The 21,328-nt window shown below is 67.2% G+C and carries 13 protein-coding genes; 8 read left to right on the forward strand and 5 right to left on the reverse strand.

Features of this window, described 5'->3' with window-relative positions; all coding sequences use genetic code 11:
- The first annotated feature begins 157 nt into the window (after positions 1–157).
- Positions 158–850, forward strand: coding sequence for an HNH endonuclease family protein (locus ABZ004_RS34325; RefSeq protein WP_355685561.1), 693 nt, complete (start codon positions 158–160; stop codon positions 848–850).
- Positions 851–853: 3 nt separating this feature from the next.
- Here the strand turns inward: ABZ004_RS34325 and ABZ004_RS34330 are convergent, their stop codons facing one another.
- The 3 genes from ABZ004_RS34330 to ABZ004_RS34340 are packed head-to-tail and all read right to left on the reverse strand — an operon-like array spanning position 854 to position 3,547.
- Positions 854–2,185, reverse strand: coding sequence for a HAMP domain-containing sensor histidine kinase (locus ABZ004_RS34330; protein ID WP_355685562.1), 1,332 nt, complete (start codon positions 2,183–2,185; stop codon positions 854–856).
- 2 nt (positions 2,186–2,187) lie between these two features.
- A complete protein-coding gene (locus tag ABZ004_RS34335) occupies positions 2,188–2,868 on the reverse strand; it encodes a response regulator transcription factor (protein ID WP_355685564.1) in 681 nt (226 codons plus the stop codon).
- Positions 2,869–2,926: 58 nt separating this feature from the next.
- Complete coding sequence (locus ABZ004_RS34340) at positions 2,927–3,547, reverse strand: hypothetical protein (RefSeq protein ID WP_355685566.1); 621 nt, start codon at positions 3,545–3,547, stop codon at positions 2,927–2,929.
- Between the two features lie 132 nt (positions 3,548–3,679).
- Here ABZ004_RS34340 and ABZ004_RS34345 point away from each other — a divergent pair, with 132 nt between their 5' ends.
- The 4 genes from ABZ004_RS34345 to ABZ004_RS34360 all read left to right on the forward strand — a co-directional run bounded on the left by ABZ004_RS34345 (position 3,680) and on the right by ABZ004_RS34360 (position 12,122).
- Entirely contained in the window at positions 3,680–4,846 is a 1,167-nt protein-coding gene (locus tag ABZ004_RS34345; protein WP_355685568.1) for an amidohydrolase family protein, read from the forward strand.
- Between the two features lie 150 nt (positions 4,847–4,996).
- Positions 4,997–5,608, forward strand: a complete 612-nt coding sequence (locus tag ABZ004_RS34350; RefSeq protein WP_355685569.1) for a Type 1 glutamine amidotransferase-like domain-containing protein — start codon at positions 4,997–4,999, stop codon at positions 5,606–5,608.
- A 62-nt stretch (positions 5,609–5,670) separates the two neighbouring features.
- Positions 5,671–6,858, forward strand: coding sequence for a M48 family metalloprotease (locus ABZ004_RS34355; RefSeq protein WP_355685570.1), 1,188 nt, complete (start codon positions 5,671–5,673; stop codon positions 6,856–6,858).
- On the forward strand, positions 6,855–12,122 hold the full coding sequence (locus ABZ004_RS34360) for an AAA domain-containing protein (protein ID WP_355685572.1): 5,268 nt from the start codon (positions 6,855–6,857) through the stop codon (positions 12,120–12,122). The genes ABZ004_RS34355 and ABZ004_RS34360 overlap by 4 nt, the downstream gene beginning before the upstream one ends.
- Here the strand turns inward: ABZ004_RS34360 and ABZ004_RS34365 are convergent.
- Entirely contained in the window at positions 12,119–12,970 is an 852-nt protein-coding gene (locus tag ABZ004_RS34365) for a tryptophan 2,3-dioxygenase family protein (RefSeq protein ID WP_355685573.1), read from the reverse strand. The genes ABZ004_RS34360 and ABZ004_RS34365 overlap by 4 nt on opposite strands.
- A 131-nt stretch (positions 12,971–13,101) precedes the next feature.
- Here ABZ004_RS34365 and ABZ004_RS34370 point away from each other — a divergent pair, with 131 nt between their 5' ends.
- Complete coding sequence (locus ABZ004_RS34370; protein WP_355685574.1) at positions 13,102–13,662, forward strand: hypothetical protein; 561 nt, start codon at positions 13,102–13,104, stop codon at positions 13,660–13,662.
- Here the strand turns inward: ABZ004_RS34370 and ABZ004_RS34375 are convergent.
- Complete coding sequence (locus ABZ004_RS34375; protein WP_355685576.1) at positions 13,652–18,154, reverse strand: glycoside hydrolase family 2 TIM barrel-domain containing protein; 4,503 nt, start codon at positions 18,152–18,154, stop codon at positions 13,652–13,654. The genes ABZ004_RS34370 and ABZ004_RS34375 overlap by 11 nt on opposite strands.
- Positions 18,155–18,354: 200 nt before the next feature.
- Here ABZ004_RS34375 and ABZ004_RS34380 point away from each other — a divergent pair, with 200 nt between their 5' ends.
- Both ABZ004_RS34380 and ABZ004_RS34385 read left to right on the forward strand, forming a co-directional pair.
- The gene (locus ABZ004_RS34380; protein WP_355685578.1) at positions 18,355–19,821 is read left to right on the forward strand and encodes a glycoside hydrolase family 76 protein; all 1,467 of its coding nucleotides are present in this window, start codon (positions 18,355–18,357) and stop codon (positions 19,819–19,821) included.
- Positions 19,818–21,326 (forward strand): FG-GAP-like repeat-containing protein, encoded by a 1,509-nt coding sequence (locus ABZ004_RS34385; protein WP_355685580.1) that lies wholly within the window; start codon positions 19,818–19,820, stop codon positions 21,324–21,326. Before ABZ004_RS34380 ends, ABZ004_RS34385 begins: the two co-directional genes overlap by 4 nt.
- Positions 21,327–21,328: the final 2 nt, after the last annotated feature.

Raw genomic sequence — 21,328 nt, forward strand, 5'->3', positions numbered from 1 at the left:
CGGGGTGGCGATCCAGACGACCGCGGCGCTCGGAGTCGGCACCGACGCGCAGGGCGAGTTGCTCGATCGGGCGACCGCCGTGGTGATAGAACTCGCCAGCGGACGACGCTGACCAGTCGTCTCCTCCTCTTCCCCGAAGTGAGTGCTGCACCCGCCGATGACGTCTGCCCTCCGTCCTTTCGCCCTGCTCGTCTCCCTCGTTCTCCTCACTGGCTGCACCGCCCTCGAACCGCAACCGGCCGAGCCCGCCGGTGCTTCGGCCAGCTCGATCCGGGCCGAACTCGCCACCCTCAAAGTCGTCGCGAGCCGGCCGAAGGTGAAGGGCTACGAGCGCGAGTGCGGCAAGAAAGGCTCCTGCTCCTTCGGTCAGGCCTGGTCCGACGATCACGCCGGCGCGGGAGGTCACGATGGTTGCGACACCCGGAACAACGTCCTCGCCCTGCAGTTGACCGACGTGACCTACAAGCCGGGCACGCGGCAATGCGTGGTGATGTCCGGCAAGTTGCTGGATCCCTACACCGGCCGGGTGATCAGCTTCAGTAAGGCAGCGGCCAGCAAGGTCCAGATCGACCACATCTACCCGCTGTCCCGCGCCTGGGATCTCGGCGCCTCGACCTGGCCCAAGCAACGCCGAGTCGATTTCGCGAACGACATCACCGACAACCTGCTCGCCGTCGACGGCTCCACGAACGCCAGCAAGTCCGACCAGGGCCCAGGCGAATGGCTACCGCTCAACAAGTCCTTTCGCTGCACGTATGTAGCCCGCTACCTGCACGTCGCCGCGAAGTACAAGCTCCCGATCACCCGCGACGACCAGCAGGCAGCCCTGACCCTCTCCCGCACCTGCTAGTGCTCAGGGGCTGACGAGCGTGAGGTGGACCGAGGAGCCGGCCGGGAGGTTGGGGTGGATGGTGAGCTTGCCGCCGGCCGCTTCGGCGCAGCGGCGGGCGATGTCCAGACCGAGGCCGGTCGACCCTCGGTCGGAGCGGCCTCGTTCGCCCGCTCCGAGAGGGATGCCGGGACCTTCGTCCGCGACGACGATCAGTACGCCGGGATTGCCGCCGACCTGCTGCCTGGTCAGGATGATCCGGGCCGGCGTTCCGTCGGGGGTGTGCGCAACCACGTTCTCGACGAGGGCGTCCAGAGCCGCGCCGAGGTCCTCAGCCGATGATCGAACGTCGGCCGGCGGCGATGGGAGGTCGAGAGTGAGCTCCCGGCCCTGGTCCTCGAACAGCGGTTCCCAGAAGGCCGCCCGTTCCCGGGTGACCGCCACGGCATCGCAATGCGGGACGCGGCCTTCACGTTGGGGCCTCCGGGCCGCGGAGATCACGGCGGTGAGGGTGCGTTCAAGACTGTTGACCTGAACGTTCAGCTCCTCGGCGCGCTCGCGATCCGGGAGCGCCTCGACCTGGAGGCGGAGCGCGGTCAACGGCGTCCGGAGCCGGTGCGACAGGTCAGCGACGGCTTCGCGTTCGACCGCGATCACCTCGTCGATGCGGTCGGCCAGGCCGTTGAGGGCGGCACCGACCTGGGCGACTTCGGCCGGCCCGGTGGTGGGTGCCCGGGCGTCGACGTCGCCCTTGGCGAGGCGTTCCGCAGTACGGGCTGTTTCTTCCAGTGGCCGGGCGAGGCGGCGGGAGACGATTTCGGCGCCGACGATGCTGAGGATCAGGACGCCGAGACTGGCCGCGAGCAGGATCAGGAGCTGCGGGACCAAGCCGTCGTACAACTCGTCGGCGGTCAGGAACAGGCAGACCGACGCGGGTCCGTGCATGGTGTTGACGGAGACGTCGGTCGCCATCCCGCCACCGGCCTTGCGGAAGGACGCGTCCGAGACCTTCGGGCCCTTCTTGTCGTCACCGTCGCCGTCGTCCGGCCCGCCCCCGACCTGTTGAGGAGTCGGTACGCCGCCCGGTGGCTGCTCGCCCAGCGTCGAACCGTCGGGCAGCCGGACCGAGATCCGGCCGGGTCCCTGGCTGGCGATGCTTTCCAGGTAGGTCTTGATGTCGTCCGGCGTGTGGTTCTTCTCGCCCACGTAGTACGCGACCGCCTCCGCGCGGTACCGGGCGTTCTTCAGCGACTCGTCGGAGGCGGCGCTGCGCATCAGCAAGGTCAGCGGGATCGCGAACGCGAGCACCACCAGCGTGGTCATCCCGACCGAGAGGAACATGATCCGGCGGCGCATCGTCAGGCCTCCGCGAGCTTCACGCCGACGCCGCGGACGCTGTGCAGGAAGCGCGGCGCGGCTGCGGTCTCACCGAGCTTGCGGCGCAACCAGGACAGGTGGACGTCGACGGTCCGATCGCCGCCTCCCCACGGGAGTCCCCAGACCTCGGCGAGTAGTTCGCGCTTGGTGACAACCGCACCGGGGCGTCTTGCCAACGCGACGAGAAGGTCGAATTCCTTGCGGGTCAGGTCGACCGGCTTCCCGTCGACGGTGACCTCGCGGCTGCGCGGGTCGATCGACAACCCGCCCAGGGTCAGCGCGGCAGCCTCCTGCTGATCGGCGGCGCCGCGTCGCAGTACGGCACGAATACGCGCGTCGATCTGGGCCGAGCTGAACGGCTTGATCACATAGTCGTCCGCGCCCGCGTCGAGCAGCCGCACCATGCTGGCGTCGTCGTCGCGAGCGGTCGCCACGATGACCGGTACGTCGCTGACGGCGCGGACCATGGCGAGCACGTCGCGCCCGTCGAGATCGGGCAGACCGAGATCGAGCAGCATCACGTCCGGGCGGTCGCGGGCGACCGAGGCGACCCCGTCGGCGCCGGCCGCCAGCGCCGTGACGACATGCCCGGCCGCCGTCAGGGACTTCCCCAACGAGGTCCGGATCGCATCGTCGTCCTCCACCAGCAGCACCCGCGCCATGGGACGAGCGTAGACGCAGAGGCACAGCCCGTACGGCGTACGCGGCCCCGGCGGTGGTTCAGGTCTCCAGGGCGGGTTCGGGTGCGCGGAGGCCGGTGGCGCGCAGTTCGAGGTCGGCGAGCTGGGCGATGATCGTGGAGTTGCCCTCGCGCCAGGCGGTGACCGGGTCGTCGGAGATCTTCGCGAGTTTGTGCATCGGCTGGTTCGCCATCGCCCGGAGTGCGAACAGCTCCAGATCGGCCGCGTTGTCGATGAACTTCCGCGCCGCGGTCGCCCGTCGCGAGAACCGGATCCGCCGCGGCAACCAGATCAGCAACGCGAAGAACACCGGCAAACCGATCGTCACGCCGGCCAGCAGGTACGCCAGCTGCTCCACCGCGTGCGCCTGGTCCCGCCCCGCCTCGGCCAGCCGCGCCGCCGCGCTCGCAGCCCCGTCGACCGGCGCCCGCAACTGATCCCCCACCAGCGGCACCTTGCCCACCGGCCCGGACAGGTTGTGCAGCTCCCCCGACAGCCCGTCGCCGGCCTCAGCAGCCTTCCGCCCCGGATACCCCAACGCATTGGTGATCTTGAAAACCGTCAGCCCCAACGCAGTACAGAACGCGATCCAGGCCACCAGCATCAAGTCCCCGAACACCTGCCCAAACCGCTGCGCCCCAACATCGGAGTAGAGCTTCACGTCCGCTTCCCTTCTCAACCGGTCCGGACCGTCCAGAGCCCCGTGTCGGAGTTACCTCAGCAAGCCTGGTGCCCCACTCGCTCCCTCGCGACACTACTCACTCCCGCCGCTTCGGAGAGCTACGCTCGGCGTGTGTTCGGGGTCGAGGTCAGCGGGGTGTTCGACGGGGTTGCGTACTCCGGCGGCGGGGCTGTTGTGGTGGTTGAGGGTGAGCGGGTTGTCGAGGTGCTGCCGGGTGGGGCGGAGGTGGCGTGCGAAGTCGTCAGATATCCGGGGGCGACGTTGCTTCCTGGGCTGATCGACGTACATGTTCATCTGTGTTGTGACGGCGGGCCTGGGGCGCTGGATCGGATTCCTGAGTGCAGCGATGGCGAGATGGTGGCGGTGATCGAGAACTCGCTCGCGGCTCAACTCGCTGCCGGAGTGACGGCTGTGCGGGACCTTGGGGATCGGTCGTGGGCTGTGGTCGATTGGCAGGATCGGGCTGACGTGTACCCGACGGTCGTGGCGAGTGGGCCGCCGATCACGACTCCGCTGGGGCACTGCTGGAACATGGGTGGCGCGGTGTCCGGGCTCGACGAGTTGCGGCGGGCGGTGGACGAGCGGGCCCACCGCGGCGCCGATCTGGTGAAGATCATGGCGAGCGGCGGAGTGAACACCCCTGGCACGGATCCGGCGGCGGTGCAGTTCAGCGCCGAAGAACTGACGGCAGTCGTCAGCGAGGCTCGGGCGGTCGGGCTGCCGGTCGTCGCGCACGCACACTCCCTGCAGTCCATCAAGAACGCTCTCGCAGCAGGTGTCGACGGCATCGAGCACTGCTCGTTCCTGACCGGGGACAGCATCGACGTCGCCGAGAGGGTGGTCGGCGAACTCGTCTCATCCCGTACGACGGTCTGCCCGACCCTCGGCATCAAACCGGGCGCGGTCCCACCACCCGCAGTACAGGAAATGCTCCGCCGGACCGGTACCGATCTCGAGAGCCGCAACCGCCTCGCCGCGAAGCTCCATCACGCCGGCGTACGCCTCGTCTCAGGCTCCGACGGCGGCATCAGCCCCGGCAAACCCCACGGCCTCCTCCCCGAATCCGTCATCGCCATGGTCAACGGCGGCATACCAACCCCCGCCGCCCTCGCCTCAGCCACATCCCTCGCCGCAGCAACCTGCGGCCTGGGCGAAACCCACGGCCGCATCCTCCCCACCTACACCGCCAACTTCCTCCTCGTCCCCGGCAACCCCCTGGCCGACATCACCACCCTCCGCACTCCCCTGGCGATCTACCTCCGCGGCCGCCTCGTGTGACGTTCTGGCGGGTAGCTTGTCGGATTCGGGGTTGGCTGTTCGTGGCAGTGGTGAGACGGGTTTCCGCTCATGACAACTGGAGGCAGTATGCGGTTACTTTTGACGTCCGCTGGGATCAGGAATGCGAGTATCCACAGCTCACTGGTTGAGATGCTGGGCAAACCGATCTCCGAGGCCAACGCGCTCTGTATTCCCACCGGCATGTACGGGCATCCGAGTCTCGGTCCGGGAGAGCGCGCCTGGCGATTCATCAGCGGGCAGGAGCCTGGCTGCCCGATGGTCGAGTTGGGGTGGAAGTCAGTGGGCGTGCTGGAGCTCACCGCGCTGCCGAGCATCGATGAGGAACGCTGGATCCCGCAGGTCCGCGAGGCGGATGTCCTGCTGGTGTCGGGCGGCGACGCGCTGTATCTCTGCCATTGGATGCGGGAGTCCGGGTTCGCGGATCTCATCCCGTCGCTGACTGAGACCGTGTACGTCGGGTTGAGCGCCGGGAGCATGGTGATGACGCCACGCATCGGAACGGACTTCGTCGGCTGGAAGTCACCTGCCGGCGATGACAGCGCGCTCGGGCTGGTCGACTTCTCGATCTTCCCGCATCTCGACCACGAGATGATGCCGGACAACGACCTCGCCAACGCGGAGAAATGGGCGGCCACGCTCACCAACCCGTCGTACGCCATCGACGACGAGACCGCGATCAAGGTCACCGACGGCACCGTCGAGATCATCACGGACGGCCACTGGAAACACTTCCCCGCCTAGACGGCGGGCCCCCGGGCGAGCGTTTGGAACTTCTTGTCCGTGGGCCTGGTTAGGGTGGCGCTGTGGTTGAGTCTGTGGAGCCGTTGAGCTATCACCGGAGCGTGCTGGGGCATGTTCGCCGGGTGGATCAGCGTGCCTGGGAAGCGTTGTTGCCGGGCGCGGGTGACCAACCTGGGTTGGACGACGCATTGCTCCGGCACACCTACAGACTCGATGAGGTCGGGCATCCGGGCTTGCACGCGGCTGGGCGGCGGGCGGCAACGGCGTTGGGAATCGACGTACCGATCGAGTACTACCAAGGCAACGGTTCCGCACCGCCCAACGCGATGTTGGTGCATCAGCTCGGCAAAGCAGTCATTCTCTTCGAAGGGCCGCTGCTCGAACGCCTCGACGACGGCGAGCTGGCCGCGATCTGTGGTCACGAGCTCGCGCACCGACTCCTCTGGACCCTCGACGACGGCGCCTACCTAGCCGTCGACCGGCTGCTCGACGCAGCTGCCGGGGATGCTCGTACGCCGGCGCAGTACCTGGAGACCCGACGGCGTTGGGTGATGGCGTCGGAGTTGTTCGCCGACCGCGGCGCGCTGGCCGCCTGCGGAGACCTCCGTACGACGGTGCGCGCGCTCCTCAAGACCCAGACCGGCCTGGCGAGCGTCGACCCCGAGGCGTATCTGCGGCAGGCCGACGAGCTCGATCTGAGCACCGGGAGCCGCGGGACGAGTCACCCCGAAGGTGTCGCCCGAGCGTGGGCGCTGAAGAACTGGCTGGCCGGAGAGGACGTCGAGATCCTGCTGACCGGCCCGCTCGATGTGGATGCGGTCGACGTGCTCGATGCCGCGCTGTTGCGGGAGTTGAGCATGGACTTCGCGGCTCAGATCGCTCAGACCGAAGGGCTGCGGACGGACACGGTGGCGACGTTCGCGGCCGGGTTCGCGGATCCACCCGGGCCTCTCGGCGTACCGGGTGGGGCGGTGGCCAGATTCGACGAGCCGCTCGCGGTGCGGCCGGTCGACGGGGCGCCGATGCCGCGGCCGAGGTCGTTGACCCCGGCGACCAAGCAGTACCTGTGCTATCTGCTGCTCGACCTGGCGACGGCCGACCCGGAGACCGGCGACGCCGGGTTGATCGCGTCGATGGCGATCGCCCGGAAGGCAGGCCTCACGCCGTACGACGATCTCGCCGACGACGAACTCGGCTGGTCCGACAAACGCCGAGCCCAACTGACCGCCGCCGCAAAGGCGCTCCCATGATCCCCCCGGACCAGAACCCCACAGCCGCTACGCCGGAGGGCGTGCAGGATCGTGCTCGCGGCGCGCGGGAGCTTGTTGCCTTGGCCGTGTCCCGCGATGGGTTGGGGAGCGACGCGTTGCTTGCTGCGGTGTTGCCGTTGTTTCATGCGACGGCCGATGTGCACGAGCGCGGCCTGGTTGCCCCGTTGCGGGGGCTCGACCGGCTGACTGTCGACGACCACAGCCGGCTCGGCTTCGCACCGGAGTACGCGTCGCGTCCGACCATCGCGACGAGCGAGATCGAGGCTCGCGAGGGGCATCGGGGCGGCGCGGTCGACGTGATCGCGCATCGGCAGCACGAGCTGGACCTTGGCGAGGACGGCGGCCGGCTTCGCAGTCAGGTGACCGATCCGGTGCCGGAGGCAATAACAGCGCCCGTTCTGGTGCCCGGCTGGCAGAGTTGGGAGCACGTCGTCGGGCATCACGACCAGCTGACCGACATCTTCAGCCTCGGCCAACTGCTGATCGGTCTCGGCTGCGGTCTCGATTTCGATCACGCCGAGGACGTCGCCGAGCTGATCGATGCCCGCGGCAACTTCTACTCGCTCGACTCGGGCCTGCACCCGGTGATCCTGTCCGTCGCGGCGCAGATGGCCGAGCCGGACCGGCATCATCGCGCCCAGGATCTGCGCTCGCTGATCGACCAGCTCGAGAACTATCGCGACCAGCCGCTCGATTTCGACGTCATCGCGATCACCACCGGCGCCGCGGACCGACGTGCGGCCGTACTGCGCGCCCTCCGCGACCGCCTGTTCGATCTCTCCCGCCGCAATCGCCTGGTCAACTTCCGGCACACCGCGCAGACCGTCAACCTCACCGAGGTCTCGGTCCCGCTGATGCTCGACATCCGCACGATCCGCCCCGAGCAACTCTTCAGCTGGAACAACGATCTCGCCGCGCGACTCGTCAGCGGCTCGGCACAGTCGCTCGGGAAATGGATCCGGTACGACGAGGCGCCGTACGCCGCGGCCGCGTTGGACAAGCTGATCTCGACGGCGCGCCGCGACCGCGCGGAGTACGGGCAGGATCAGCTGCGACTCGTGCCGGCCTTCCTGCGCTGGCACGATCTCAAGAACGATCCGGAGACCAGGCTGGCCTCGCCGCTCGTGCTGGTGAAGGTGGAGCTGACGAAGAAGCGCGGCGTACGCGACTCGTACACGCTGCGGATCACCGACCCGATCGCGGAGGTCAACCCGACTCTGCGGCACCACCTGCGTCAGCTGTACGGGATCAATCTGCCAGAGAGTGTGGATCTGGCCGAGCCGGGCGCCATCGCCGTACTGCACGACCGGCTGACCAAGGAGATCCAGGCGTCCGAGCCGGGGCTGCAGCTTCATCTGCGCGAGAAGCCGCGGATCGATCTTGTCCGGCAGCGGGCGATGGTGAAGCTGCGGAACTACCGTCGCCGGCAGCACGGCAATACGGCGAACGAGTTCGGTGGGCGGCACTACGCGTACTCGTACCGGCGGTCCGATTACGAGCCGCTCGGTGTGCAGATCTTCCGGAACCAGCTGGCGGTGCAGGAGTTGCCGTTGAGCATCGCGCTCGGTGCCGAGCCTGCGCCGCGGCGGCCGGAGGTGCTCGAGACGGATACATACTCGATCGAGACCGATGGCGGGCCGTACTCGTGGGACGTCGATCTCTGCGCTGTCGCGCTGGCGAACTTCAACTACCGCACACTCGGACTGGTTCGCGACTACGACGAACTGCTGGAGACGGAGCGATCTTGCCCGTCATTCGAGCAGCTGTTCTCTGATCGGCCGCGGCCGCTGAGTACTGAGCCGCCGGAGTTGCCTGTGGCGTCTCGGCATCTGGTGGTGCCTGCCGACGGTTCGCAGGTGGCGGCGGTCGCGCGGGCGCAGCGTGGCGAGAGCTTCGTGATCCAAGGGCCGCCGGGGACAGGGAAGTCGCAGACAATCACGAACATGATCGCCGACTTCGTCGCGCGCGGGCAGCGGGTGCTGTTCGTCTGCCAGAAGCGGGCTGCCCTCGACGTCGTGCATGCCCGGCTGGCGAGCCGCCACCTGGACGGCCTCTGCACCCTGATCCACGATTCCCAAGCCGACAAGAAGTCCTTCATCCACGGCCTCCGCGACACCTACGAGACCTGGCTCCCCACCTCAGACAACACAGAACCCCTATCCGCACGCCGCAACGCTCTAATCACCCGCGTAGACCAACTACTAGCCACGGTCGCCGCCTTCGAAGCCCTCCTGGACGAGACGCAACCGGACGCTGGTGCGCCCACCTTGCGCGTGGTTGTTGGGCGATTGGCGGAGTTGCGGGATTCGCGGTGGGGTGAAGGGCTGTCGGTGGTGGAGCGGCAGCTGGTTCCTTCGGTTGGGGACTGGTGGGCTGGTCGGGCGGTTGTCGAGCGTCTTGGTCAGGCGTTGGCGACGGCTGATCCTTCGAGTGGTGGGGTGGTGGCTCGGCATCCACTAGGGTTGCTCGCTCCTGAGGTTTGGATGTCCGAGGCTCCTGATGTCGAGATTCCGGTTCGGGCGGGTGAGGTCGAGCGGCGGTGGGATGCCGTCTCGGCGGCGCTTCGGGCAGTTGGAGTTGAAGAGGAGGTCGACCACCACTCGTTGAACTGGGTGCGTGGCGTCGCCGGCCTGGTCGCGACTCTGTTGCCGTTGGTCGAGCGCGGGCTCGGGAACGCGATCGAGCCGAGGTCGGCTGCCGGGGTGAAGTTGCGGGAGGCTGTCGAACGGCAGCAGGAGTTGACCAACGCCGAGCGGAATGCGTGGGCTGCAGCCGCAGGATGGCAGGAACCCTTGTCACCGGCCGATGCACGGTCGGCGTTAACAGTTGCTCAGGGCAAGGAAGGCGGCGTGTTCTCCTTCCTCAGCGGCGACTGGCGGAAGGTGAAAAAGCTGGTCCGCTCCCGGCATGATTCATCCGGGCGAGCCGTTCAGCCGTCGGTAACAGAGCTACTCACGAATCTGGTCGCGGCGCACGAGGCGAGTGCCGCAACCACGCAGTACGGAATCGAATCCGAACGCGTGTGGGGCACGAGCGACCCAGGTAGCCTCACCAAAAGCCTGCAGGGCTTGAGAAGCAATCCCGAACTCGCCCCCTGGCGCAAAGCCCTCGCCACAGCCGGGGACGAGCCTGAGCAAACCGGCGCCACTCCCACCCGAGACGACAACGCGCCGCGCGGCGCCACACCCACCGAGGAGGAGATCGAGCGCGTCGCCACACCCGCCCGGGACGGCGGCGACGACGTCGACGAGGCGGTTGCACGGTGGGCTGAAGTGGCTCGGGCGGCGGGTGACGCCGAGGGGGCCAGCTGGGGCTTTCTGGAGGGGTGGGACTCGGGGCTGACGTTGGGGGACGTGCGGGAGATTTCTGCGGCGGTGGGGTCGGAGCGGATGGTTCCGGTGATCCGGGCGGTGGCGCCGGCGATGCGGGAGCTGATCGAAGGATCCGGGCCGGTGGCGACCGCGGTGCGGAAGTTGACGGCGACACCTCAGCAACTGGAGTACGCCGTGTGTGCTGCGCGGTGGGAGCGGGCTCGGGCGACTGGGGCGCGGTTGTCGTCGGCGCAGCTGGACGACGTGGTCGGTGAGTTGAGTCTGGTGTACGACGAACTGGCGACCGTCAACGCTGACGTGGTGGTGGCCGGCGTGCGGCGGCGGTTCTTGGAGGAGGTCGCGCATTCCGAGCTGAGTGTGACCGGGATGTCCGCCGAGGATCGGGCGCGGAAGAAGACGTTCGCGGCCGGGCGGCGCGAGCTGGAGCACGAGTTCGGGAAGGTGATGCGGTACAAGTCGATCCGCGAGCTCGCCTCGGGCGCGCCCGGTTCGGTGGTGTCGCTGTTGCGGCCGGTCTGGCTGATGAGCCCGTCGTCGGTGTCGGACACCTTGCCGCTCGACGCGACGTTCGACGTGGTGATCTACGACGAGGCGAGCCAGATCCCGATCGAGGAAGCGATCCCGGCGCTGCACCGGGCGCCGCAGGTGATCGTGGTCGGCGACCAGATGCAGTTGCCGCCGACGCAGTACTTCCGCGTCACGACGCCCGATCCGGATGACACCGACGACGACTCGGTCGGGATCGCGTTGACCGACGACAGCTTCCTCGCGATCAGCGCGTTGCGGTTGGCGTCGACGATGCTGACCTGGCACTACCGGAGCCGGTCGGAGGCGCTGATCTCGTTCAGCAACGCGGCTTTCTACCAAGGCCGGCTGGCGACGATCCCGGATCGCCTGCCCGCCGTACCGGCGCCGCCGTGGACCGTGCAGGCCGGTGCTCCGGTCGCCGCGGAGATCGCAGACGGCGTACTGGCCGGCAGCATCACGTCGGTGCGGGTCGTCGACGGTAGTTACGTACGGCGTACGAATCCCGCGGAGGCAGCCTGGATCGCCGGGTTGGTGCGCGAACTGCTCGGACGCGAGACCGGGAAGAGCATCGGGATCGTCGCGTTCTCCGAGGCGCAGCAGGGTGAGATCGAGCGCGCGCTGGACGAACTGGGCGAGCAGGATCCGGAGTTCGGGGCGCGGTACGAGGCGGAGCAGCTCCGGACCCGCGACGACCAGGATGCCGGGTTGTTCGTGAAGAACCTGGAGAACGTGCAGGGCGACGAGCGCGACATCGTCATCATGAGCGTCTGCTACGCCGCCGGGCCGGACGGGCGGATGCTGATGAACTTCGGCCCGATCAACACCTCGGGCGGTGAGAAGCGGCTGAACGTCATCTTCAGCCGCGCCCGCGAGCACATGGTGATCGTCTCCAGCATCGAGCCCGAGGCAATCACCAACACCTACAACGACGGCGCCAACACGCTTCGCCGCTTCCTCACGTACGCCGACGCCGTCTCCCAGGCCAACCCCGAAGCGACACGAGCAGCCCTTGCCCCGTACGCCGTCAGTCGCCCGAGCACCCGGTCCGCGGCGACCCAGCAGCGCTCCGCCGTCATCGAGCAACTGGCAGAGGCACTGCGCGAGCGCGGAGTCGTCGTCGAAACCGAGGTCGGCGAATCAGTCTTCCGCTGCGACCTGGCACTCCGCCTCCCCGGCGACGAGGGCCACCGCATCGCAGTACTGGTAGACACCCCCGACCGCGTGGCCAGCGACACCCTGCTGGAACGGCTCACCACCCACCCCCGAGCCCTCACCACCGGCGGCTGGCAGGTCCACCACATCCTCACCACCGACTGGACCGACTCCCCCACTACGGTCCTCACCCACCTGACCGACACCCTCCACCGCCCCACCGACAGCTAGAGCGAGGTGCGGAGGTGCCAGAGGTGGGGGTAGTAGCGGAGGTCCAGGCGGGAGCGGAGGTAGCCGGCGCCTGAGGAGCCGCCGGTGCCAGGCTTGGTGCCGATCATGCGCTCGACCATGACGACGTGCCGCGCGCGCCAGGCGGCAGCCAGTTCGTCGTGCTGGAGGAGGGCTTCGGCGAGTTCCCAGATCGCGCCGTACTGACCGCGATCCCCAGCCACCGTCTGCAGCGCGTTGTAGAGCTCGTCATCCGAGGCAGTGGTGAATCCGGCCTTCTCGAGCACGACCAGGAAGGCGTCCCAGAGCGTCGGCTCGTCGAGGCGACGCTGGAGACGGACCTTCTCGTCCTCGCTCAGACCACGGAACCGCTTCACGAAGGACGGGTCCTTGGCCGCCGAGAGGAACTCGATCTCCCGGAACTGCACCGACTGGAACCCGCTCGCCGGCGACAGCCGGTGCCGGAACTCGCCGAAGTCCTGCGGTGTCATCGTCTCCAGGATGTCGACCTGCTGGGTCAGCGTCCGCTCGATCGTGTGCACCCGGCGGAGCAGATGCTGGGCGAGCCAGAGTTCGCCGGACAGCATCGCGTCGCGGGACGCGGTCATCTCATGCAGCACCTGCTTGAACCACAGCTCGTACACCTGGTGAATGGTGATGAACAGCAGTTCGTCATGCGCCGGCGGATCGGATTCGAGACGCTGCTGATCGAGCAGCTGCTCCAGCCGCAGGTAACTACCGTAGGTGAGCCGGCCGCCCTCCTCGCCGAAGTTCACATCGACGCCGTCCCACCGCCCGGTCACGGTCTCGCTGCTGTCCTGGGCGCCGTCTGCCTCACTCGTACTGGTCACGAGGCCGAGAATAACCTTCCTCACGCAGAGTAGTCGCTCACTGCGAAAATCTGGATTTGGTGACCGCAGGTGAAGTCGCTCGTTGTTTCGGAAGAGAGTTTGGACGACTGTCAAGGAGCGGCGACCGCGCAATGAGCACCACCAGAACCCTGCAACGGCGACGCCCAGCCGCACACGCACAGACCACTGCACCAGCCCAACCAACTCATGCCTCAACCCACACACCTGCGCACGCGCCCACCTCGGCGCCCGCACCGATCAGCCCCGCTGACGTCGAAGCAGCACTGCTCGACAACTATCCGGACCTGGTCCGCCTGGCGTACGCGAACCTGCCCGCCAGACTCCCCCGGCACCACCGCGTCCTCGCGGCACACACCGTGGTCCAGCACGCACTCCAAGGCCACGACCTGCTGAAGGTGACGGATGCCAAAGCGTTCGTCCGCGATCGCGTCCAAGAGGATGCGATCGAACAAGCACAAGCCCGTACGCCGTTACGCGGCAAACCCCAGGCCTGGGCCCTCCACCTCCTAGCCCTCACCGAGCCAAGCGGCGTCGCGTTCGACCCGTGCTCGCTCAAGCCCGCCTGTCGCACTGAACTACTTCAGCGCAACGCCCGTGCCGCCAACCTGGTGATTGTCGTGACCACCCTGCTGGCGCTCGGCATCCTGACCTCACTCCTCATCAACAGGTGAAGCGGGCCGCCGCCCAGTCCGCGTGATCCGAACCATTCCCGTCACCACCATCACTCACCACCAGCTGCACCTGTGCCTGCCCGGCTAGCGCAGCCGACAGATTCGCACCCGCACCACCACCGGTCATCCGCGGCGTGGAAGCCAGTACGACGCCATCCGCGCGCACCTCGAATGCCACGCTCCCCGACCCACCGACCTCGGCATCCAGCCCGACCGTCGCCTCGAAGCGGGTGCACCCGCTCGGCACGTCCAGCGTGATCACCGAATTCGCGTGTGCCCCGAAACCCTTCGCATAGGTCGTCCCACCAATGCGCAGCGGACCACCATCACCACCGACATCCTCACCATTGCTGGTATCCCGCTCAACCGGACCCCACCCATTCGTCGGCGTCCCCACGAACGGCAGGTCACTAGCCCACCGCTGCCCAGGAGCCAACGGCAACTCCACCCGCGCCGTAGCCCCGACAACACCCTGATCCGAGGTAGTCGTCGCCACCAGGTCATAACTACCGAAGCCAGCAGTGAGCGCCGGAGTCACCGTGAAGGTCGCCGTCTTCGTCTCCTGAGCAGCAACATCGCCCAACGACACCGAGGCCGGCTCGACCTTCCAACCGTCCGGCACAGCCAAGGCGACGGCAGTGTTCCGCACGGGGAGGGCGCACTCGCCCGTCACCTTCACCTGGACCGTCAAAGGCTCACCCTGCTTGGCGTCACCCTGCGGCTGCAGCACGGTAGTCGGGTCGCAAGCAGGTTCCCCAGACACTGCAGGAGCACCCGTCACAGCTTCCGCGGACGACATCGGTCGCAGCGTCACGGCGTACGAGCGTGGTTGGTTCGGGTCGATCTTGTACGGCGCCTGTACTCCGTTCGGCGTCTCGCCCATCCCGGTCTCAGCGTCCTCGACATGCAGCGTCGTCCAGCCCTTGTTGCGCACAAGCGGTCGCTGGAAGTCGTACTCCGCACGATCCAGTGCGTCGTACTGCGTGACGCTCACGTCAACAGTGTCTCCCTTGGCCGCAGCCACCAGTACGCCGTTGCGCGAGTCGGTCAGACTCGTCCAGCGGGTGTCGGTGTGGTTGCCATAAGCCTGCGGCCGCGAGTAGCGCACGTACTGGTCTTCCACACTGCTCCGGTAGACCCCGACTCGAGTCCCAGAAGCCCGGTCGCTGTAGCTCTCCTCAGGACCGCGGCCGTAGTACGCGAAGCGGTTGAGGGAGTCCGGCACCTGCAGTGAGAAGCCGACGCGAGGCAGGTACGGCAGGCTGCTCAACTTGCTGCCGTGCGGTGTCACCTGATGCGCAAGCGTGATCGCCCCGGCCGCGTCGATGGTGTAGGTCATCGTCTGGTCGAACGAGAGCTCGTCCGCGTGCCCAGGAGCCGAGACCTTGCTCGGTACGACGACTTGGACCCGCCCGTCGGTCAAGGTCGAGGTGGTGACCGTACCGCGGGTCGTCTGGAGCCGGTCGAGACCGATCGCGTTCCAGACCTGCCGATCGGCCGTTCCCCAGTCGTAGGTCTCGTTCGACGTCGGCGGACGCCAGACATCCAGCTCCGGTCCGCGCTTCAGCAACTCCTTGCCGCGCGCAACCAGTGACGTCAACGCACCTTGATCGAAGGTGTAGCGGAAGTCGCGCCCCGAGACTATCAACTTGGAGGTGCCGGACATCGCGACCTTGCCTGTAGCCGGACGAGCCCCAACGCCCGCGACGACCGTTCCGCCCAAGCGGAGCTGATCCCGTTGAAGAACTGCATTGCCGGCAACTGCCTCAAGAGAGAGGAATCGCTCGAGCGATCGAGGGTTGTCCGCTGCAACCGGCAACGTGACAACGCGAGAGCTGTCAGGTGGCAAGGTCAGCGGCACCGATCCCTGCCGGATCACCGCATCGGCCTGCCGCACAGCCCAGCGCAGATCGAACGTCAAAGGCGCGAACTGCTGCTCGTTCCTCACTGTCACAACACCAGGCGAGGCAGAACTGAACCGCAAAGGCGACTGCGACCAAGCCATCTCAGCGGTCTCCGGCTGCAGATACCGATCGGTCCCGACCAGACCATCCGTCCCGGACAGACTGATCCCAAGACTCTGGAACCGCCCCGCGTCGACGACGTTCTCGAAGTCCAGCGCCAGCACAGCCTCCGACCGAAGATCCACCCCGGACGCCACCTCGGCCGAACTCATTGCCTTGGGCAAGATCCTGATCTGGTCGAACGTCCCGTGCGCAAGCCGGCCCCGAACCTGATCCTGCTGCGTCTGCGCATTACGCCCGACATTCACCTCCCACAGCCCCGGCTCGAGCTTGCCCGTCACCGCGGTCCGCGCGACCTCGGCCCCGTCGACGTACAAGACCAGCGCCGACCCGTCGTACGTGCCGGTGACCCGATGCCACCGACCAACCCAGTCGGCCGGAACAGCAGCCATGATCGCCTTCTCCTGACCGGCCGCAGTCACCCTGAACTCGAGCGTGGACGCGGACGGCATCTGCAACGCGTACTGCTGTCCCTTCGTGAGAATCGGGAACGATCCAGTCCAAGCGCCTGGTTCAACCCATGCATCAAGGGTTAAGCCATCGGTCACATCAAGGGATGGATCACGGAAGACATCCACGAAGTCGTCCAGGCTGGACAACACGAGGCCGTTTCCCCGATGCCCAGACCCGATAGCAGGCTTTCCGACAAAGAAGGCCTGCGTCTGACGCGGCGACGAGTCGGGCGTGAGCTTCAAGGGTTGCGCAAGATTCTGCTCGGCCCAGTCCCAGATGAAGCCACCCTGCATCGACGGGTACTTGCGAGCCAGCGCCCAGAACTGGTCGAAGTTCCCGAGACCGTTGCCCATGGCATGGGCATACTCACCCATCACGATCGGCTTCGTGAACGTCTTCGCCTTGTTCTCCAGCGAAGCCGGAGTCGGATAGCGCGGCCCCGCGACATCGGCGTACGGCGCATCACCGTCCGGACTGTTGGACTGGTGGTAGAGCAGCCGCGTCGGCTCGTTGGCGTCAGCCCACGAGGCCATCGCGTAGTGCGCCGTCCCGAGACCGGCCTCGTTGCCCGTATCCCAGAACACGACGCTCGGATGATTCTTGTCCCGCTCGACCAGCGCGACGAACCGGTCGTGGTACGCCGCCTGCCACTCCGGCTTGGACGCCAGGCAGACCGACGGACACGACTCGTGCGCATGCGTCTCGATGTCGACCTCGTCGTCGATCAGCAGCCCATAGCGATCGGCCAGCTCGTACCAGTACGGGTCGCTCTCGTAGTGCGACGTACGGACCGCGTTGACGTGCAGCTTCTTCATCAGCTGGACGTCCTTCTCCATCGCTGCATGGGTGATGTGCCGCCCGGTGTCCGGATCGGTCTCGGACCGGTTCACACCGCGGAACAGGATCCGCTTGCCGTTCAGCAGGATCTGCTTGTCGCGGACCTCGATCTCGCGGAAACCGACCTTCTGGCTGGTCCGGTGGACCACCTGGCCGGACGGATCCTTCAAGGCGAGAACCAAGCTGTAGAGCGTCGGAGTCTCGTCCGACCACTTCGAAGGGTTGCTGACCACGCCACTCAGCCGAGAGCCCGCCGCACCGGTCAACTTCGTCACCACCTGCCCGCGCGGATCACGCAGTACGGCGCTGACCTCGTAGCCCGCGCCCGCCCCCTCGACCGATGCGTCGACAGCAAGCGTCGCGTCGCGATAGTCCGCATCGAGATCCGTGGTGACATAGGCGTCCTGGATCCTTGCCTCCGGCACCGAGTACGAGAAGACGTCGCGGAAGATCCCGGCGTACCGCCACTGGTCGTAGTCCTCCAGGTAGGACCCGGATCCCCACCGATGCACCTGCACCGCAAGGGTGTTCCGGCCCGGTTTCACCGCAGAGGTGATGTCGAACTCGGCCGGACTGTAGCCACCCTGGTCGTAGCCGATGTACCGACCGTTGACCCAGACGAAATAGCCGCTAGTGACACCTTCAAAGCGGACCAATTGCCGCCGGCCATTCTCACTAGCCGGGATGTCGAAGCTCTTCAAGTAGGCACCGGTCGGATTCACATCGCGCGGTACGCGAGGCGGCGCATCCGGCCAGACCTCCTCGGGGATGTTGCGGAACATCGGGTGATCGAGGAAGTCGCTCTGCCAGGTATGCGGGACCTGCACCGTCGACCAGCCCGACGTGTCGAACCCCGGCTCCTGATACCCGGCCGGCACCAACCCCGGCGTATCCACCAGCTTGAACTTCCACGCCCCGTCCAACGACCGCACGTACCGAGAATCACCGGCCCGTACTGCGGACGCGTCGTCGGCGTACGGCCAGAGTCTGCTGTGCGGCGCGACCTGGCCTTCGGCGACCATGCCGGGGTTCTCCAGGTACGCGTAGACGTCGCTCGGTCCGTCGACCGCGGCGGCCCGGCCGGGGAGTACCGCGGTCAGCACGCCGGCCAGTCCGCAGGTGAGCAGGAGCGCCAGCACTTGCACGACGGGCCAGCGGAAAGAAGGGCGGAAAGACATGCAGCTCTCCTCACGATCGAACACAATCAATCAGCGGTGGGCTCGCGCCGCACGCTAGAGCGCGCGCGACGACCCGGTCAAGAGGTCGGATGTCCCACGTTTTCCCACATTTTCGCTCACCCGACGTATTGACCCCCTCACAGACCGCGCCCTACCTTCGATGGAAGCGCTCTCTTCCTACCGCCCCAGGGAGATCCATCATGATCGCCGGACTCGTCACGACTGCCCTGCTGACAGCGATGTCACTTCCTGCGGGAGCGCCACCACCTCCAGCCTCCTCCACTCCGGCGGTGCCGATGAGCGCTCAGGCCACCATCTGCAACAAGTACTGCGACGCCCGCGATCCGGCGCTGTCCCCTGGCGACCGGAGCCCGGTCAGCGCGACGATCTTCGGCCGGACGCTCCGGCTGCACTTCGACGACACCGACGCGATGGGCTGGGCCTCGATCGAGAACGGCAGCCCCGGCGACGAGGTCTGGCTGGACCGCTCGATGGACGGCGGCCGGACCTGGTCGGGTGGCAGCCGGCTCGGCAACACCGCGATCCCGTCCGGCCAGACCGGCTGGCGCACCCAGATGTTCAACGTCGACGACTGGAACAACCTCGGCGTCGGCGCCCTCCGCGCCTGCGGCAAGGCCGGCGACCGGCCAGACATCGTCTGTACTGCGTGGGCCCGGACCACCTGGAACGCGTGGGACCGGCGTACGGCGACGGCGACCGCGCAGATGCAGTACTACAACCTCTCGACCGGGAAGTTCGACACCACCGGCTGGTGGAACAGCGCCAACGCGCTGAACGCGATCATCGACAACGCGCGGATCTCCGGGATGAACAGCTACAAGTACGCGATCGGCAAGACGTACGACCTGAACGTGAACGCCGCGGAAGGACAATTCCGCAACGACTACATCGACGACACCGGCTGGTGGGGTCTCGCGTGGATCGCTGCGTATGACTACACCGGTGAGGCCCGCTACTTGCAGACCGCGAGAGCCGACGCAGACCACATGGCGGCGTACTGGGACAACACCTGCGGCGGTGGGGTCTGGTGGAGCGAGGCGAAGACGTACAAGAACGCGATCTCCAACTCGCTCTACATCCAGCTCAGCGCGGCCCTCCACAACCGCATCTCGGGCGACACGACCTATCTCCAGCGAGCGCAGAACGGCTGGACGTGGTTCCAGCAGACCGGCATGATCAACAGCTCGCATCTGGTCAACGACGGCATCAATCTGTCCACCTGCAAGAACAACGGCGACACCGCCTGGACCTACAACCAGGGCGTCCTCCTCGGCGCACTCACCGAGTTGTCCAAGGCAACTGGCAACAGTTCCTACCTCACAACGGCTCGGCAGATCGCAGACGCCGCTACGACTTCTTCCAGCCTCAACACCGCCGACGGAATCCTCCGGGAGCCCTGCGAATCCGGTGACTGCGGCGGCGACGGTCCGACCTTCAAGGGCGCCCACGTCCGCGGCCTCGGCAAGCTGAACGCCGCACTGTCCGACCACCCCTACACGACCTATCTGCGCCGCAACGCCGACCGCGCCTTCGCCTCCGACCGAACGGCGATGGACCAGTACGGCCTCCGCTGGTACGGCCCGATCGACAAACTCGACGCGGCCCGCCAGCAGAGCGCTCTCGACCTGATGAATGCCGCCTCATGAAGCGGGTCGCCGTAGTCCTTACCTTGATAGCTGGGCTTCTAGCCACGACCGCACCCACGGCTCAGGCCGTGCCGGCCGTCAAGACGTTGCGGGTGATGCCGCTCGGCGACTCGATCACCGCCGGCGTCGGCAGCCCGACCTCGTCCTCCTACCGCCGCCCGCTCGCTCAACTCGTGAGCGGCCAGTCCCGGTACGCCGTCAACTTCGTCGGCTCCCAGGCCTCCGGCAATCTCGCGGATCTCTCGAACGAAGGCCACAGTGGCTGGATCATCGACCAGGTCCGCGCCGAGATCGACGGCTGGCTGGCCGGCGTACGGCCGGACGTCGTCACGCTTCACCTCGGCATCAACGACTTGAACCGCAACGTCGACGTACCGAACGCCCCGGCGCGCTTCAAGGGCCTGGTCGATCGCATCGTCGCCGACAAGCCCGGCGTGACCGTGCTCGTCCTCGGCCTGATCCCGACCACCCCCGGGCTCGAGTCCAAGGTCGCCACCTTCAACGCCGCGATCAAGGCCGCGCTGACCAACCCCAAGACCCGGTACGTCGAACCGCCGGCGCTCACCTCCGCCGAGATGGCCGACGGGCTGCATCCGAACGACGCCGGGTTCCAGCGGATGGCCCAGGCCTTCTACCCGGCCTTGGACCGCGCGTACTCCGACGGCGTGATTGCCGCTTCGCCTGCACTCAATGCAGGCAACGAAGCCGGTGGATCGGGCAAGGTGCGCTGGGCCGATTTCGACGGCGACGGGCGGATGGACTACCTCGCGGTCGCGAGCAACGGCGCAGTACAGGCGTTTCTCAACCGGGGCGGCGACGGTCGCGGCGGCTGGTCGGTGCTCGGCCAAGTGGCGACGGGCGTGACGACCGACGGGACACGGGTCCGATTCGCTGACTTCGATGGCGACAGCCGGGCTGACTATTTGGTGATCAACGCGAACGGCTCAGTCTCGGCGTGGTTGAACCGTGGCGGAGACGGTCGTGGTGGCTGGTCGTCGATCGGCCAGATCGCGTCAGGTGTGACCACAGACCAGAGCTCTGTGCGCTTTGCCGACTTCGACGGGGACGGCAAGGCTGACTATCTGACGATCGCGGCCGGCGGCGCCGTTCAGGTCTGGTTGAACCGTGGCGTGAACAGCTGGTCGGCTCTCGGTCAGGTGGCGACCGGTACTACGACCGACCGCGCGGCAGTGCGGTTCGCCGATCTCGACGGAGATACCCGGGCGGACTACAGCACGATCGCGGCCGACGGATCGGTGCAGAGCTACCTGAATCGTGGTGGCGACGGCCGCGGCGGCTGGCTGCTGCTGGGTAAGGTCGCGACCGGACTCACCACGACCGCCAACCGGGTCTCGTTCAGCGACTTCACCGGCGACGGCAACGCCGACTACGCGATGGTCGATCTGACGACGAACGCGGCAACCGTCTACTCCTGGGCAGGCGGCGACGGTCATGGCGGCTGGATCAGCCTGGGCCAGGTCGCCACCGGCGTACAGGCCGGGTGATC

The organism is Kribbella sp. NPDC006257 (assembly GCF_040613535.1).
GTDB lineage: Bacteria > Actinomycetota > Actinomycetes > Propionibacteriales > Kribbellaceae > Kribbella.